The 17,511-nt window shown below is 36.6% G+C and carries 14 protein-coding genes; 10 read left to right on the forward strand and 4 right to left on the reverse strand.

Annotation, left to right across the window (positions count from 1 at the left end; genetic code table 11):
* Window positions 1-23: 23 nt before the first annotated feature.
* Complete coding sequence (locus CBF30_RS08890) at window positions 24-683, reverse strand: Crp/Fnr family transcriptional regulator (RefSeq protein ID WP_126825400.1); 660 nt, start codon at window positions 681-683, stop codon at window positions 24-26.
* 416 nt (window positions 684-1,099) lie between these two features.
* On the opposite strand from CBF30_RS08890, the gene CBF30_RS08895 reads away from it, so the two are divergent.
* Entirely contained in the window at window positions 1,100-2,308 is a 1,209-nt protein-coding gene (locus CBF30_RS08895; protein ID WP_126825403.1) for an MFS transporter, read from the forward strand.
* A 52-nt stretch (window positions 2,309-2,360) separates the two neighbouring features.
* On the opposite strand, the gene pcp is transcribed toward CBF30_RS08895, so the two are convergent.
* Window positions 2,361-3,011 (reverse strand): pyroglutamyl-peptidase I, encoded by a 651-nt coding sequence (pcp, locus tag CBF30_RS08900; protein WP_126825406.1) that lies wholly within the window; start codon window positions 3,009-3,011, stop codon window positions 2,361-2,363.
* A 71-nt stretch (window positions 3,012-3,082) separates the two neighbouring features.
* On the reverse strand, window positions 3,083-3,742 hold the full coding sequence (locus CBF30_RS08905; protein ID WP_245975054.1) for a ZinT/AdcA family metal-binding protein: 660 nt from the start codon (window positions 3,740-3,742) through the stop codon (window positions 3,083-3,085).
* Between the two features lie 407 nt (window positions 3,743-4,149).
* On the opposite strand from CBF30_RS08905, the gene CBF30_RS08910 reads away from it, so the two are divergent.
* Entirely contained in the window at window positions 4,150-4,770 is a 621-nt protein-coding gene (locus CBF30_RS08910) for a PepSY domain-containing protein (protein ID WP_170168989.1), read from the forward strand.
* A gap of 94 nt (window positions 4,771-4,864) precedes the next feature.
* Here CBF30_RS08910 and CBF30_RS08915 read toward each other — a convergent pair whose 3' ends face one another.
* The gene (locus CBF30_RS08915) at window positions 4,865-5,419 is read right to left on the reverse strand and encodes a PadR family transcriptional regulator (RefSeq protein WP_126825412.1); all 555 of its coding nucleotides are present in this window, start codon (window positions 5,417-5,419) and stop codon (window positions 4,865-4,867) included.
* 159 nt (window positions 5,420-5,578) lie between these two features.
* Between CBF30_RS08915 and CBF30_RS08920 the strand changes: the two genes are divergently transcribed.
* The 8 genes from CBF30_RS08920 to CBF30_RS11850 all read left to right on the forward strand — a co-directional run bounded on the left by CBF30_RS08920 (window position 5,579) and on the right by CBF30_RS11850 (window position 17,438).
* Complete coding sequence (locus tag CBF30_RS08920; RefSeq protein WP_126825415.1) at window positions 5,579-6,778, forward strand: MFS transporter; 1,200 nt, start codon at window positions 5,579-5,581, stop codon at window positions 6,776-6,778.
* 323 nt (window positions 6,779-7,101) lie between these two features.
* Window positions 7,102-9,786 carry a cation-translocating P-type ATPase gene (locus tag CBF30_RS08925; RefSeq protein ID WP_281273613.1) on the forward strand — a complete coding sequence of 895 codons (2,685 nt, stop codon included), beginning with the start codon at window positions 7,102-7,104 and terminating at the stop codon, window positions 9,784-9,786.
* A 283-nt stretch (window positions 9,787-10,069) separates the two neighbouring features.
* The gene (locus CBF30_RS08930; protein ID WP_126825418.1) at window positions 10,070-11,479 is read left to right on the forward strand and encodes an NAD-dependent succinate-semialdehyde dehydrogenase; all 1,410 of its coding nucleotides are present in this window, start codon (window positions 10,070-10,072) and stop codon (window positions 11,477-11,479) included.
* A 455-nt stretch (window positions 11,480-11,934) separates the two neighbouring features.
* On the forward strand, window positions 11,935-13,206 hold the full coding sequence (locus CBF30_RS08935; RefSeq protein WP_126825421.1) for a NupC/NupG family nucleoside CNT transporter: 1,272 nt from the start codon (window positions 11,935-11,937) through the stop codon (window positions 13,204-13,206).
* A 39-nt stretch (window positions 13,207-13,245) separates the two neighbouring features.
* The gene (locus tag CBF30_RS08940; protein WP_126825424.1) at window positions 13,246-14,562 is read left to right on the forward strand and encodes an NCS2 family permease; all 1,317 of its coding nucleotides are present in this window, start codon (window positions 13,246-13,248) and stop codon (window positions 14,560-14,562) included.
* Between the two features lie 27 nt (window positions 14,563-14,589).
* Window positions 14,590-15,891 carry a pyrimidine-nucleoside phosphorylase gene (locus CBF30_RS08945; RefSeq protein ID WP_126825427.1) on the forward strand — a complete coding sequence of 434 codons (1,302 nt, stop codon included), beginning with the start codon at window positions 14,590-14,592 and terminating at the stop codon, window positions 15,889-15,891.
* 180 nt (window positions 15,892-16,071) lie between these two features.
* Window positions 16,072-17,220: a glycerate kinase family protein gene (locus CBF30_RS08950; RefSeq protein ID WP_126825430.1), complete on the forward strand. Its 1,149-nt coding sequence runs from the start codon at window positions 16,072-16,074 to the stop codon at window positions 17,218-17,220.
* 59 nt (window positions 17,221-17,279) lie between these two features.
* Window positions 17,280-17,438, forward strand: a complete 159-nt coding sequence (locus CBF30_RS11850; RefSeq protein WP_170168990.1) for a hypothetical protein — start codon at window positions 17,280-17,282, stop codon at window positions 17,436-17,438.
* The last annotated feature ends 73 nt before the right edge of the window (window positions 17,439-17,511 follow it).

Below are 17,511 nucleotides of genomic sequence, written 5' to 3' on the forward strand. Positions count from 1 at the left end.
GTAATTTTCAGATAAATGAAACACTAAAAAATAATATTTTCCTTTATAATAGCTAAATTTTTAATCAAAATCCGGCGATTACAAATCTCGATGGCCCCTAAATCTTTTAATTGCTGCATCATACGATTGACGCTACTAGCAGAAGCAATTCCACAAAAATGAGCAATTTCTTCATTGGTTACCATGAAATCAATCAAATACATCCCATCACCAGCTTCTACTCCAAAAAGTTCATATAACTCATAAAGTTGTGCACAAACTGCTCCGAACTTGCCATTCATCAGCATTTGTTGCATTTTTTTCATAGAACGCATCAGACGCAGGCGATAATAATCTTTTACATAGGCTTGCAGGTCTAAGTTGTTATTGATATCACGCCAAAATTGCACTCGATCGATTTGATAAAGTTCGGCAGTTTGAGATTCAACGCGGATATTAAAAGGAGCATCAATAAATTGTGAATACTCATCTTTTAATAGAGAAACAATTTCCAAACTATTGATATATTCTAAATTGAATTCACGACCATCTTTTGAAATGACACTCGTTTTGATGATGCCGCTTTTCAATATATAGGCATGTCGGTCTTGCAGACCTTCGTATGTCAGGTATTTTTTACGTTCCTTCACGATAATAGGAAATGAATGTTCCTCAAGATATTTTTTTAAAATTGACCTGTCCATTTGTTTCTACTCCCTTTAACCATTTCATTATTAAGTGTAAAAGCTCATTACTTTTACTTAACCAAACCTTTTCCCAAAGTAAATCTTCTTTAAAAATACACAATCTTGCTACAGATGAAAACCACAAAAAAGTGTAACAAATGTTACTCTAATTTAGCATACACAAAAATAGATTTTTTTTTGGCGCATTTCTAGTATAGTAGCAATTAACCTATTGAATTCGTTTGAAGGAGGAATGGCATGGAATTTTTCCCAGAATTGTCTAGCGCAGCGACAGCTGGTTTTGCTGAATTTTAAATTATTGTAGGCGCTGACTAGAGGACAATCAAGTGAGTTTTTTTGTTTTTAAGCATTTTTTATTTTTTATTTTTGATTGAATTTGGACAAATAAATTAAGTAAGGTGACAAGAGGAATTATGGAAGAAAAAGTGGAAGAAAAGTTATTCAATAAAGGGTTTATCAGTATTACATTAATTAATTTTGTCGTTTATCTTGTATACTATTTATTAATGGTTATCATTGCAGCAGTTGCACAAGACAAACTTCATGCTTCACTTAGTCAAGCCGGACTTGCTTCTGGTATTTATATTATCGGGACACTGTTAGCACGTCTGTATTTTGGTAAAACTTTAGAGCTGTATGGAAGAAAGGCAGTAATGCGTTACGGAGCAATCTTTTACTTAGCAACAACAATTGCCTATCTTTATATGCCTAATTTAGTAATCTTATTCATTGTTCGTTTTTTAAATGGTTTTGCTTATGGGACAGTTTCAACTGCTACAAACGCTACGGTTACAGCATATATTCCTGATTCGAGAAAAGGAGAAGGAATTAATTATTATGGACTAAGTACAAGTTTGGCAGCGGCCATTGGACCATTTATTGGAATGATTTTGATGAATACGACAAGCTTTTATTTTGTAACGATGTTTTCTATTGCTTTAATTTTCATTACGACAATTGCTTGTTTTGCAGTACCAGTTAAGAATTTGGTGCTATCAGATGAACATAAGGAAATGTTGAAAGATAATAGTATTAGTAGCTTTATTGAATACAAAGTAATGTTTATTACGGGGATTGCCTTTTTAATGGGCTTAGCTTACTCAAGTGTTTTATCATTCTTATCTTCATATGCAAAAGTCATTCATTTGGTTTCAGCAAGCTCCTTTTTCTTCGTTGTCTACGCACTTGTAATTACAGCAACACGCCCGCTTTCAGGACGTATTTTTGATAATAAGGGTGAAAATTATGTTATGTATCCAAGTTATATTTTCTTAACTTTAGGTTTACTGTCATTAAGTATTACTCATTCAAGTTGGATGTTATTAGTTTCAGGTGGATTTGTAGGTCTTGGTTATGGAACCTTTATGTCAAATGGACAAGCAGTTTGTTTGAAAAAAGTCGAAAGCCATCGTGTAGGAATTGCCCTTTCTACTTATTTCATTGGCTTGGATTTAGGTCTTGGTGTTGGCCCATATGTGATGGGAGAATTACGTAGTCTCTTTTCATTCCGAGGATTGTATGTTGTAGCAGCCATTATTCCGATTGTATGTGCAATTTTGTATGCAATCTTCTACAAAACAAGCCCTAAGAGCAATACGAAAGTGATTGAAGCAACAAAATAGTTGATAAAATAAAAACATGTGTCTCTTGCTTATGCAAGGGGCACATGTTTTTTTAATACAATTGACCACCAACTTCTTTTATATCCGGCTGATTTTGATACTCAATAATCGTGGCAATAGCTTTTTTAATGCCTGCAGCAATCGTTTCTAGTGGAAGAAAAAAGGCTGCATGATTACTAGATGTTTTCTGCTCCAAAATGTAAGGAACATGAATAAAGCCAGCTTGAAGAGTAGGATAGCGGGTTTGAATTAAGTACTGGACTTGATACATAATATGATTACAGACAAAAGTTCCTGCAGTGTTCGAAACAGTAGCTGGAATCCCTTCTTCAGTCAAGGCGCGTAGCATAGCTTTAATTGGCAATTGTGTGAAGTAAGCAGGTGCACCATTTTCTTGAATGACGCAATCAAGCGGCTGGTTTCCTTCATTGTCGGGGATTTTCGCATCGTCAATATTGATTGCGACACGTTCAAATGAAATAGAATTTCTGCCTCCAGCCTGACCGACATTAATCACGATATCTGGTTGATGCTTTTCGATCAATTGTTCCATGACGGATTTTGCTTTTCCAAAAACAGTAGGAATTTCTTCTTTTATGATAGAGACCCCACAAATGGAGGCGGGCAATAGTTGAATTGCTTCAAAAGAAGGATTCATTTGTTCACCGCCAAATGGGTCAAACCCAGTTATCAGTATTCTCATTGTTTCAGCTCCTAAGTATTATAAAAGTATACTATCACAAATAAAAAACTGTGTAAAAAAGGAAGGTGTTATTAATGATGAAGCAGATCGTGAACAATACTACTTTCAGAAGCAGAACTAGGAAAATAAGTTGGCCAGTTATCCATTTCTTTTAGTAGTTCATCGTGCGATTCATTTCCGAAAAACAAATGAAAATGAGCAGATTTTTCTGATTGAATCAGATGATCGCTAAACTGAACAGAAGTTGGAGCTAACTCATCGCCAGCAATCTTGCTGAATAAGTAACGGACACCTTTGCTTCCAGATTCGTAAGTAAGAATTTTGTAGCCAACATATTGATAACTACCATTTTGCCAATGATTATCTGTATAAAAAGAGATTTTGTCTTTGTAAATATCTATTTTTTCAGTAGTTGTTTTGTAGCCAACGCTGTAGTATTTTTTGTACTCTTCAAAGTTTTTATCAGATGATTTTTTGGCTTTTTCTTTAAAGACAGAATCTAATGCGCCACTTTTTAAATAAGGATAAATAGATTTCCAAGAGCCTTCCCAATCAGAAAGTGCTCGATCACTCACTTGTGTGTCTTCAAAAGTAGTGAGTTGAGGCTGCTCAGTCTGACTAGTTGTTGTAGCGGTATTAGATGTATTGGTCTGCGTTTTGCTAGTACATCCAGTGACTATTGGTAAGAAAAGGGCAAGGAAGAAAATAGGTAAGAATAATTTTTTTTTCAAGATTGTCGCTCCTCATGTTTTATTTTTTTCAAAACGTAATATTTACGTTTTGCGTCGAGGTTAAAATTACCATATTCAGTTAAAATTTGCAAGCGAATTCTTAAAATAAAAAAATAGATTGATTATTTTAAAATTTGTTAGTATGATAATAGGACGAAATTGAACGGAATGGGGAAGGTGCAATCTGATTTGCGTAAATGCGCAAGGTTGGGAGGACATTTCGCTTTAATTTTAGGCTTAATTAAGTGCCTTTTTAGTAATAATGTAGAAAAAATAAAAGGGCTTTGCAAGTAAAAGATGCAGGTTATTCAAGCAACAGAGAGAAAAGTATTTTTGATTTTTAATTGTCTGTAATAAAGAGTTTTAAAATAAGCTCTCATGATATAGGAAATGAAAGGAGAATGAAAATGAAAAAAATAAGTATTTTAGGAATAGTTGGCTTGAGTCTGTTTCTTGGAGCGTGTACGCAAGCTAAAAAGGATGAGGCTAAACAAAATAACCAGCTGACTAGCCTTACTTCAATTCAGCAAAGCGAGGGTGGAACTTCCGCGACGAAAGAAACAAACAGTATAAGTCAAGAAACTACAAGGCTGACGCTCGCTCATGCCGTACAGATTTATGAAAGTAATTACCCCAATACATCTGTGACTTCTATTGAGCTTGATTCATCATTTGGCATCTATTACTACGAAATTAAGGGGGTCGATGATCAAAAAGAATATGAGCTAAAAATTCATGCTAAAACTGGTGATATCAAGAAAAAACGTGTCGAAAATTTAGAGAATGATGAAAAAAATGGTGTGGAGCGAAAGGAAAAAGGAATGGTGACAACCAACCTTTTATCTTTGGAAGAAATCACTTCGCGTGCGCAAGAAGCTGCAGGTGACGGAACGGCGGTAGAGTGGAATTTGGAAAAAGAACTGGATACCGTTTATTGGGAGGTCAAAGTGAAGTCTGGAAAAAGTGAGACGGATGTCACGCTTAATGCAGAGACAGGTACAGTTCTAGAAGTAGAAAAAGAAGATTAAAAAAAGCAAAACGTTAAAAAATTGTCAATAAAAAAGAAGTTACCACTGTTTAGGTAAGTTAAAGCGACTTTGAGTGTGAAATAAAAGTGAGTATTCACTTTGTTTCACACTTTTTTAGAGTCAAAAATTCTTGATAACTTTCTTTAGCCCAAGCACACCAATTAAGTTCTTCTTTTAAAAGACCAATCCGTCTAACGACTACCAAGTAGCGGCCAAAATCATGCTGATAATACTCAATATTTTCTTTTCGCTGTTCCATTGTCTCTAGTTTTTGTTGGCAGTTTTTAATTTGTTCTTGTAAATATTTTTCGCGTTCGTAAAATAATTTTTTCCCAAGTTCGATATCGATGGAGCCGATAATATAAACTTTTGCGACCCATTCATCCTTGGCTAGAGTAAATGGAGTAGGCTCATCTAACCAATTTTCAACTTTTTCTTTGCCTAAAGCAGTTAGAAAATAAATTTTTTTGGCGGGTTTATCTTTGGTTTCTTCAAAATACACAAAATGATTTTTTTCTAATTTTGCTAACAGAGGATAGATTTGACTATGGTGTGCTTGCCAGATTAAATTTAATAATTTTTGTAATTCGTACCCACTGCAAGGTTTTCTATACAGTAGGCCTAATAAAATATGGGCTAATTTATTCATATGAGGCCACCTTTACTCACTTTTTCTTTTACTATATCACAAAAAAAAGAAAAGGTCTCAATGATTTATAAGTAAATATTTATATGTAAATATTGACATATAATAAAAAAGAGCAGTATACTAGAAAAGTTGAAAGAAGTAATTTTAGGGGGAAAACAAATGAAAAAAAGAAAAAAAGCTGAAGCTGAAAGTATTATTGGTAGCTTATCCAAACAATCAAAGCCTGCATTAGCAGTAGCTTTTGCATGTGTGGTAGCTTTTATGGGGATTGGACTGGTAGATCCGATATTACAATCCATTGCCAAATCACTACACGCAACAGCAGCACAAACGTCATTATTATTTACTAGCTATATGTTAGTTACTGGAGTGGTCATGCTTTTTACAGGATTTATTTCGAGTAGAATTGGGGCAAAAAAAACATTGTTAATAGGATTAGTCGTGATTATCTTATTTTCTTTTTTGGGTGGCTTGTCGGGTTCCGTTGGAGCACTAATAGGTTTTAGAGCAGGATGGGGACTGGGGAATGCCCTGTTTATTGCCACAGCTTTGTCGACCATAATTGGTGTCAGTACTGGTGGAAGCGAAAAAGCGGTGATTATGTATGAGGCAGCAATGGGGATGGGCATGTCTGTGGGGCCACTTATTGGAGGGATATTAGGCAGCTTTTCATGGCGAGGCCCTTTTTTTGGTGTTGCATTTTTGATGTTAGTTGCATTTGTTTTGGTGTGGTTTTTGCTTGATCCAATTGCAAAGCCTAAGAAAAAAGCTGGAGTTTGGGAGGCATTAAAAGCTCTGGAACATGGTGGTTTGAAGATTACTGGCTTGACAGCACTGTGCTATAATTTTGGCTTTTTTACAGTTCTAGCATACTCCCCATTTTTGCTGCGTCATTTTAATGCACTAGAAGTGGGGTTCTCTTTTTTTGGTTGGGGGATATTGTTGGCCGTTAGTTCTGTCTTTCTAGCTCCCAAATTTGAAAAGACATATGGAACTACTAAAATGCTACTGTTTTCTTTATTAGGTTTTGCAGTTGTTTTAGGCGTAATGGGAATTTTTACCGAATATCCTGTAGTCATTATGTTTGGCATTATGATTTCTGGATTTTTTCAAGGCATAAGTAATACCTTACTGACAACAACTGTAATGGAAGTAGCCCCTGTTGAGCGTTCCATCGCTTCAGCAGCCTATAGTTTTGTCCGATTTACTGGAGGTGCAATTGCCCCGTATTTAGCAGGGAAAATAGCAGAGTGGTTTTCTCCGCATATAACATTTTATTTTGCGGGAGTTACTGTAGCAGTTGGTAGTGCTATTCTATATAGTGGAAGAAGTTATCTGCAGAAAATATACTTAAAATAAAAAAGAAACGAATAGAATGGTTGCTTTTTTTTCCGAATTCAAGTATGATGAAATTAATCAAATAAGACATCCTTAGGGGAGTAACTGGCAACGGAAACGTTGTGATAATATCAACAGTAAGTTAATTGTAGCCAATTTTCTGGTATTATCTTCAAATCACAGACTTGAATAGTGAGACTTAAGGTGGAGGGTTTAAAAATAACCTTCCACTTTAAGTCTTTTCTTTTTGTAACAAAGTGAGGATGCGAGTAGAATGGAGGCAAGGTTATTTAATAAAACGCTAATGTTTGAATGTGTAGAGTTACATATAGGAGGAATGAAAATTGGAAGAAAAAGTAGCAGAAAAGACAGCTAGTCAAGTGAAAAATAGTGTCTATCAGCAAAAATTAGCAGCTGTTTATCAGGAAACTAAGACACAACCAGAAGGATTAACCACTCAAGAAGCCAAAGAAAGAGTAGAAAAAGATGGATACAATGAGTTAAAAGCCAAGAAAAAGGAATCGGTTCTGAAGTTATTTTTAGAAACATTTAAAGATGCAATGGTCATAGTTCTTTTAATTGTTTCGGTTGTTCAACTATTAATGGGGTCACCTCTTGAATCAATCATTATTTTTGCTGTGTTACTACTAAACTCAGTTGTAAGTGTTGTCCAAACCAAAAAAGCAGAGAGCTCCTTAGATGCACTGAGACAGCTTTCGGCACCGATGGCTAAAGTAGTACGTTCTGGTGAAAAAATCAGTGTACCAGCTAGAGAACTTGTAGTAGGTGATATTGTGTTACTAGACGCTGGGGACTATGTTCCTGCAGATGGACGTCTAACAGAAGCTGGAACGTTGAAGATTGACGAAGGAATGCTTACAGGAGAATCTGTTCCTGCTGAAAAAGAAGTAGTGGATTTAACAAAAGAAGTACCAGTGGGTGACCGGGTCAATATGGTTCATAGTGGGACCCTTGTGGTATACGGACGTGGAGCATTTATTGTTACAAGTACGGGAAATCAAACAGAAATTGGTCAAGTTGCTGATTTGTTAGAGAATGCTACTTCAAGTGTGACACCATTGCAACGTAATCTTGACAAGTTCAGTAAAAAATTAGGAATTGCTATTTTAATTTTATCCCTAGTTATATTAGGGATTCAAGTCGCTCGAATCTTTCTAGAAGGCCAACAAGATGTCTCAAAAGATTTGCTGAATGCTTTTATGTTTGCAGTTGCGGTTGCAGTTGCGGCTATTCCAGAGGCATTACAGTCTATCGTGACTATTGTGCTCTCGCTTGGAACTAAGAGAATGGCTAAAAGGAATGCTATTATCCGAAAATTACCAGCAGTAGAAACGCTAGGTTCGACAAGTATTATCTGTACGGATAAAACTGGAACGCTCACACAAAATAAAATGACTATTGTCGATTTTTACTTACCAAATGGGAAAACAGGCGAGTTCAATCCTCAACCAGAAACATGGTCAAAAGATGAAGAACGTTTAATTCAGATTTCAGTACTAGCTAACGATGCCAGTATCAGTGAAGAAGGACAAGAATTAGGAGATCCTACTGAAGTGGCGATGGTTTCATTTAGCGATAAAGTCAATCAACCATTCGAACAACTACGTAAAAAATATCCTCGTCAAGCGGAATTGCCTTTTGATTCTGATCGTAAGTTGATGTCAACGGTTCATACTATTGATGGCAAACGGATGTTACTGACAAAAGGTGGCCCAGATATTGTCTTTTCTCGTAGTAAACAGGTACTAATCAACGGAGAAGTTCAACCTTTGACTACTGAAATTTTGGATCAAATGAAAAAACAAAACGAAGCATTTTCTAATCGTGCGTTACGTGTACTGGCTTTTGGGTATAAATTACTAGAAGAGCAACATGAAGTAAGTTTAGATGACGAAAATGATTTTGTATTAGTAGGAATTTTGGCCATGATTGACCCTCCTCGTGAAGCGGTATTCCAAGCTGTAGCAGATGCCAAGAGTGCAGGAATTAAAACGGTAATGATTACAGGGGATCATAAAACCACTGCAAGCGCAATTGCCAAAGAAATTGGAATCTTTGCTGATGGCGATATGGCGCTTACCGGTCAAGAACTAGATGCGCTGAGCGAAGAGAAGTTAAATGCAGATTTAGAAAAAATCTCTGTCTATGCTCGTGTTTCTCCAGAAAATAAAATCAGAATTGTTCGTGCATGGCAAAATAAAGGACATGTTTCTGCAATGACGGGAGATGGCGTCAATGATGCCCCTGCACTAAAACAAGCAGATATTGGGATTGCAATGGGAAGTGGTACGGATGTTGCTAAAGATGCAGCAGCGATGGTACTTACAGACGATAACTTTGTATCTATCGTTCAAGCGGTGGAAGTCGGCCGAAATGTGTATGATAATATCAAAAAGGCGATTGCTTATTTGTTTGCTGGAAACTTAGGGGCGATTATCGCGATTATTGTAGCGCTTTTGATGAACTGGGTGAATCCTTTTACCGCCCTTCAATTGCTATTCATCAATTTGGTGAATGACTCTATCCCTGCGATTGCCTTAGGGATGGAAAAAAGTGAACCGAATGTAATGAAACGTAAACCAAGAGATCCTAACGAAGGAATTTTTGCAGGACAAACGTTACTATCAGTTGTTTATAGAGGGATTTTGATTGGGGCTGCCGTGATCGTTGCACAATTTATTGGCTTGCAGGATTCAGCTGAAATGGGTGTAGCAATGGCTTTTTCAACATTAATACTTAGCAGAACTTTGCAAACATTTCCAGCTAGATCGAATGTTCAAACAGCAATTGGTGCAGGTTTTTTCCAAAACAAAACGGTTATTTATGCGGTTCTATTCTGTAGTGCCTTGTATGGTGTAGCGTTATTACCTGGTTTAAGAGAAGTATTTTCTATTCCTGCTTCCTTTGGTTTCCACCAATTTGGTATCGCATTTGGACTAGCATTCTTAGCGATGATTTTGATGGAACTTACGAAACTAGTTCTGCGTAAAAAAGTAGAACAAGTCTAACTACTTAGAGAACGATACTTAGAACAGAAAAAGTTTTTTAAAACGAGCAATAACGAATGAATGTCCTTGAAGGTCTAAATTTTGAGAGTGAGATAAGAGTGAAAGTTGCTTTTGTCGCACTCTCTTTTTTAATTTTTTAGGGAGCTTTTTTAGATTATTTTTCAATTCAGAGTAGTTTCTTTTTCATTTAGGGAAGACCTGTAGTATAATTTAGGTATTAAGTACTAAAATACACTTTTTTAGGTAATAAATACTAAAACTAAAAAGTTGAGGAGGAAATGGAATGGCTTATCAAGTTACAAATCCGTATACAAACCAAGTAGAAAAGACATATGACAACCATAATGATGCTTATGTAGAAAGCGCACTTACAAAAGGACATCGATTATATAAACAATGGCGTAAAGAATCTGTTGAGAAACGAGCGAAGGTTTTATATAAAGTTAGTGAGCTCTTTACAGAAAAAGCAGAGGAGCTAGCTGCAATTATCACAAAAGACATGGGGAAAAGAATTTCAGAAGCAAAAGGTGAAGTATTGGTTTCAGCAGAAATTGCAAGATATTATGCAGAAAAAGCAGATACTTTTATGGCACCGACAGCTTTTGAATCTCGTATGGGCAAAGCTCAAATGGTTCCGCATTCAATTGGGATATTAATGGCGGTTGAGCCTTGGAATTTTCCAATCTACCAATTGATGCGTGTTTTTGCCCCAAACTATATTGTTGGGAACCCAATGGTTTATAAACATGCAAGTAATACACCAGGTTCAGCTGAAGCCTTTGAAGTTTTATTAAAAGAGGCTGGAGTAGAAGAGGGCGCTTGTACCAACTTATTTGTAGATTATAGTCAAGTCAATCAAATTATTGCAGATAAGCGTGTCCAAGGAGTCGCACTTACAGGCTCAGAGCGTGCGGGCGAGTTGATTGCAGCAGAAGCAGGGAAAAATTTAAAACGTAGTTCCTTAGAGTTGGGTGGAAGTGATCCATTTATCGTTTTAGAAGATGCGAACCTAAATGAAGTGAAAAAGATTATTGGGCAAGCACGTTTGTACAATGCAGGACAAGTTTGTACGTCTTCTAAGCGTTTTATTGTAACTGAAAATAACTACGAAAAAGTATTGGCGATGCTAACAGAAGCCTTTGCAGATGCTAAAACGGGTGATCCTTTTGACGAACGTACTACGTTAGCACCTTTGAGTTCTTTAAAAGCGAAAAAGGATTTAGTGAAACAAGTTGAAAAAGCACTTGAAAATGGTGCGACTTTGGCTTATGGTGATATGACAAAAAATCAAGGGGATGATAGCTTTTTCCATCCAGTGATTTTGACAGACATCACTATTGATAATCCTGCCTACTATGAAGAGTTCTTTGGACCAGTGGGTCAAGTGTACAAAGTAAAAGACGAACAAGCAGCGATTGAGTTAGCAAATGATTCGAATTACGGATTAAGTGGGATTGTTTTTGCTGGTACGCAAGAGCGTGGAGCGGAAGTAGCAAAACAAATTGAAACTGGAGCTGTTTTTGTAAACAGTTATGGTGGAACATTACCAGAATTACCATTTGGTGGAGTGAAACGTTCTGGTTATGGTCGTGAGCTAGGAGAGCCAGGTATTGAAGCCTTTATGAACAAAGAGCTAGTTGTAGTAAGAGAAGAGCCAATCGATTTGGACAATCCATTCGGTGGTTTTGTTTAAACAGTATTTTTATAGAAGTGGGTGGAACAGAAGTATTTCTGCTCTCACCGCTTATTTCGATAGTAAGAGCCAGAAAGATAACTTTTAAGTTATCCTTCTGGCTCTTTTTGAAACGTTGGCAGAAAACTCAAGTAAAATTACCCTCTCCCCCCTTTTTTAATCTTATGAAAAGAAACGGGGGAGAAAACAATGTGTGATCGAAATAGATATCTAATATTGTTATTTTAAAAATGAGAGGAAGTTCATCGGTTTCTTATCTAACCATATTATATCTCGTTATTCCTTTGACATTGCAAACGCTTACCTTTACAATTTGAATTGTAATCCATTTAAGTGAGTGTTATAAATCATTTGTGTATGTTGTTTGTTTTGTTATTAAATGAGACGGTACTTACATAAGATGGACGATGTAGCACAATGAAATGAATCCATTGATTCAGTAAAGGAGAAGGAATATGTATCTAATTGTAAACGTTCTTGGTCTCATTGTTTTTATTGGTTTAGCCTGTCTATTTTCAAAGAAGAAAAAGGAAATTCGGTGGAAGTCTATCGGGATTATGTTAATGCTCAACTTATGTATGACGTGGTTTTTAACAAGTTTTACTATCGGAAGAACGATGGTTCAATTAGCGGCAGAAGGATTTGACAAAATGGTAAAAGTTTCCTATCAAGGGATTTGGTTTATTTTTCCAGCACAATACCAAAATGTTGAAGCATTAGGCAAACTCGGATTTTTTGTAACAGTCTTAATGCCAATATTATTAATTGTGCCATTGTTTGATATATTAACTTATATCGGCGTACTTCCTTTCGTTATTAAATGGTTAGGGAAAGCTATTTCTAAGATTACAGGACAACCAAAATTTGAATCATTTTTTGCAATTGAAATGATGTTTTTGGGGAATACAGAAGCGCTTGCTGTTTCTAGCTTGCAATTAAAATTAATCAACAAACAAAGAAATTTGACTATCGCCATGATGTCGATGAGTTGTGTTACTGCGTCCATTATTGGTGCGTATATTGCGATGATGCCAGCACAATTTATCCTAACAGCTATCCCAGTCAATATCATCAATTCCATCATTATTTCCAGTATTTTGCATCCGGTTAGTGTATCACAAGAAGAAGATACTGTGGCCCAAATGAGTGGATCGCATGCTGAGGCTACAGAAGTTGGGTCAATTCGAGAAAGAGAAGAGACAAAGCAAGAAGGAATGATTGAAAAAGAACCGTTTTTCTCATTTTTAGGGGATTCAATCGTCGGAGCTGGAAAATTAATTTTAATTATCGCAGCAAATGTCATTGCCTTTGTTGCAATTGCAGCGTTAATTGATAAAGTGTTACAACTTGTAAATCCTTGGTTAACACTCGAACACCTCTTAGGGATTGTGATGTTCCCATTTGCTTGGTTGATGGGCTTAAATACTCATACTGCTTTTGAAATGGCACAGTATATGGGGACCAAACTAGTGACAAATGAATTTGTAGTCATGTCCAAAGTGACAGGAAACATTGCCCATTTTCCTAATCATTACCGGGCAGTGCTGACTGTTTTTATTACTTCATTTGCGAACTTTTCGACACTTGGAATGATTATTGGCTGCTTCAAAGGGCTTGTCGATAAGGAGAAAAATGAGTATATTGCAAAAAATGTTAGCTATATGTTATTATCGGGGATTTTGGTTTCATTGCTATCTGCAGCAATTGTGGGTCTGTTTGTTTGGTGATATTTAGTGAAAAATTAAAGGCTAAGGAGTTTAAGGGGTGTGTCAAAATTAAAAGAAAAAAAGAAAAGTTTCTCAATTATAGAACTTTTTAAGGACAAAAAGCAATTGAAGAATGAGCTAATTGCAGGTTGTACAGCATTTGTTGCTATTTCTTATATTATCATTGTCAATCCAATGATTCTAAAGGATGCTGGTATTCCCATCGGCTACAGTGTGTGCGCGACTATTTTTTCTTCTGCAATTGGTTGTTTTTTGATGGCCTTCTGGGCAAAAGCGCCCATAGTCATGACTCCTGGCATGGGAATTAATGCATTTTTTACATACACGATTGTCAATGGGATGCAGCTTTCTTGGCAAGAAGCTATCGCAATTTCGATATGTAGTAGTATTGTTTATTTTGTCATCGCAATAAGTGGTTTTAGCATGCAACTCGCAAAAGCGATACCAGACAATTTGAAAACTGGAATTACAGCAGGTATTGGGCTGTTTTTAGTAGAATTGGGTCTTGAAAAAGCACATTTGATTCAAGCAGGAGGGAAACAAGGTTTGCTGATGATGGGGGATTTATCGCAGCCAGCTACACTACTTGGAGTTGTCGGCTTGATTATGAGCTTAATTTTTTATCTTAGAGGGACTCCAGGGGGATTTTTGCTAGGAATTATTCTGACAACTGTACTGAGTTTGATTTTCCATATTCAAGATCAGATGACAACGACGAAACTTCATTTTTCTGAGTTTCAAACTTATTTTAAAAATATAGGTCCAGGGGACTTCCGTGAATTCTTTTCACTTCCATTTATTTTGGCGGTATTTTCAATGAGCATGATTCTGATTTTTGAGTCAATGGGAATTTTGTCAGGAATATTGCCTAATAAAAAGCGTTTTAAGCAGTCTTTTCAGAGTAGCTCTGTCGCTAGTTTTATCTCTGGCTTTTTAGGAACGAGCCCAACCGTTGTAGCAGCAGAAAGTGCAGTTGGAATTGAGAGTGGGGGAAGAACTGGGGGGATGGCGTTTGTAGCGGGTTGCTTATTTTTGGTCGCCATTTTTACAACTCCGTTTTTAGCGCTTATCCCTCAAGTTGCTACAGCTCCTGTCATTATTATAACGGGTGCAATTATGATGCAGCAATTACGTACAATTGATTTATTTGATTTTAGTGAATGGTTTCCAGCATTTTTAATAGTGGTATTGATTTCATTTTCAAATAGTATTTCTTTTGGATTAGCAATTGGCTTTATTTCTTATCCAATCGTAAAGGTAGCAGTTGGTCAAAGAGCGAGTATTCACCCAATCGTATATGGACTAGCCAGTTTGTTTTTAATCGATTTAATTTGTCAGGCAGTTTTGCTCCAATAGATCAAATAGAAAAGGAATGTGAAAGTAATGAGAATGGTCGATGTTATTAGTAAAAAAAGAGATGGTCAAGTATTAAGTAAAGAAGAAATCCAATTTTTTGTTACAGGGTATACTAATGAGCAGATTCCTGATTATCAAGCAAGTGCTCTTGCTATGGCTATTTTCTTTCAAGGAATGACTGCTCAAGAAACAGCTGACTTAACATTAGCTATGGTGGATTCAGGCGAAAAAATCGATCTTAGTGAGATAGCTGGCATAAAAGTTGATAAGCATTCAACTGGTGGGGTAGGAGATACAACAACGCTAGTGCTAGCTCCACTAGTAGCGGCGTTAGGTATTCCAGTAGCGAAAATGTCAGGGCGTGGCTTAGGGCATACAGGAGGTACTATTGATAAACTAGAATCAATCGCAGGGTTTCATGTTGAAGTCAGCAAAGAAGAATTCATAACATTAGTCAATCAAAATCAGTTGTCAGTCGTTGCACAAAGTGGCAATCTAACCCCAGCAGACAAAAAAATGTATGCACTAAGAGATGTGACTGGGACCGTTAATTCTATTCCAATGATTGCAAGTTCTATTATGAGTAAAAAGATTGCTGCTGGGGCTGATGCGATTGTATTGGATGTAAAAGTTGGAGCAGGTGCTTTTATGAAAACAAAGGAAGAGGCAAAGCAATTAGCAGAAACGATGGTTACAATTGGCAGTAAAGTCGGACGTAAGACGGTGGCAGTTCTCTCAGATATGTCGCAACCATTGGGCAACGCGATTGGGAATGCACTAGAGGTCAAAGAAGCCATTGATACCCTAAAAGGACAAGGACCAAAAGACTTAACGGAGTTAGTGCTGACATTAGGTAGTCAAATGGTGGTCCTATCCAATAAAGCAGATACGGTAGAGAAAGCACGTGTCATGTTGCAACAAGCCATTCAAAGTGGCGCAGCGATTGAAAAGTTTAAAACATTTTTAGATAATCAAGGCGGAGATAGTTCTGTTGTAGATGATCCAACAAAATTGCCTCAAGCTGCCTTTAAAATTGAAATTCCGGCCTTACAGAATGGCTTTGTCTCAGAGATTGTTGCGCATGATCTAGGAACGGTAGCGATGATGCTAGGGGCAGGGAGAGCGACAAAGAATGATGTGATTGACTTAGGAGTTGGTCTGGTACTGAATAAAAAAGTTGGAGACCCTGTGGCAAAAGGTGAATCTCTTATTACTGTTTATAGCAATGAAGAAAAAGTTGATGCAATTATTCATAAGCTTTATTCCTGCTTCACGATTTCAGAGCAACAAAATCATCCAACTTTAATTCATGAGCTTCTTTTAAAATAAATCTGAGAAAGTAGTATCAGCGTCAAAATAGCAAGTTACAAGGAAGAGAGTATTTTCCGGTGTTTGGTGCAACTTGGTGGGTAAGGCAAAGTCTATTGATTTTTGCCTTATCTTTTTTTTCTTTTAGCAAATCGATGCTATACTAAATAGGAGAAAGAATAGCAAAAGGAGGGGATAAAGATGAACGTTGTTGTGGCAATCGATTCTTTTAAAGGAAGTGCTACTTCTTTAGAGTTAAATCAAGCAGTGAAAGAGGCTATTGAGGCTGATTTTTCACAAGTTGAGTGTGTGTGTATTCCAATTGCAGATGGAGGAGAAGGGTCATTAGAAGCAATCTATACAGCGAATGGTGGACATTTTCAAAGTTGTTCTACAGTTGACTTATTAGGGAGAAATTGTAAGACAGAATATCTGATTACTCTGAAAGAAAATAAAAAAATTGCGATTATTGAATCTGCAAAAGTTGTCGGACTAGACTTGATTCACCCATGTGAAGAAACTCTTTGTCAGGCAAGTACATATGGTCTGGGGTTAGTAGTAAAAGATGCCTTAGAAAAACGGGTGAATCAAATTATTCTAACTTTAGGTGGAAGTGGGACTTCGGATGGTGGGCTTGGATTTCTTCAAGCTTTAGGAGCAGATACTGGAGACACGGCTCGTACGGGGAACCCACTACTTGTTGCAAAAAAACTAGATTTAGCTAGAGTTAAACAGCAATTTGCTCAAATAAATTTAATTGCAGCAGCAGATGTTACCAATGTTTATTATGGATCAAACGGGGCGGCTAAAGTTTTTGGGATGCAAAAAGGAGGCAGTCCAGAAATTCTTGAAAAATTAGATGCAAAGGCACAACGAATCGCTACCTATCTACAAGAACATGATCAGATTGTATTGAACCAAGTTGCTGGTAGTGGAGCAGCAGGTGGGTTAGGTGGTGCTATTGTAGCACTTGGTGGTGAGCTACAAAGTGGCTTTGAGCTGATTTCGCAGTTTACCAACCTGGAACAGATGGTTTCAAAAGCAGACCTTGTTTTTACTGGAGAAGGTAGCATAGATTCACAGACTGAAAATGGAAAAGTGCCATTTGGGATTGCCCAATTAACCCAAAAGTTCGCTGTCCCAGTCGTAGTCTTGTGTGGCAGATACACTGCAATAAAGCCACAATTAGCAGCTAATTTCCAAGGAATATTTTGTATACAATCGGCCCCCATTTCTCTTGAAGAAGCGTTAAAAAAAGAAAATACACTTTTAAATATTGCCAATACGGCTAAAAACATTTTAAAGCTCTTTCTTTTTAGCAAACAAAGCAACCTTGAGAAAGAATGGTAGATAAGAAAAAAAATTTCTGTTATACTGAAATTGAGCAATTAAAAAGGAGGGAACAACGGATGAGACGTATGACAAAAATAACACAAATCGCTAATTATCAGCGTTATTTCACAAGTTTTTGCCATGCAATTGTTTTTTGTTTTTCTGTTTATGGGATAAGTGTAATCAAAAATAACAAAAAAACAGAAAAAAATGACCAGTCGTTTGTTCTCTTATAAAAATAAGAAAATAATTAAATAACATGAGGTCATGATAAATTCATGACCTTTTTTCTTTCTTACGGTTGGCCTA

Source organism: Vagococcus entomophilus, assembly GCF_003987595.1.
Classification (GTDB): Bacteria; Bacillota; Bacilli; order Lactobacillales; family Vagococcaceae; genus Vagococcus_E; species Vagococcus_E entomophilus.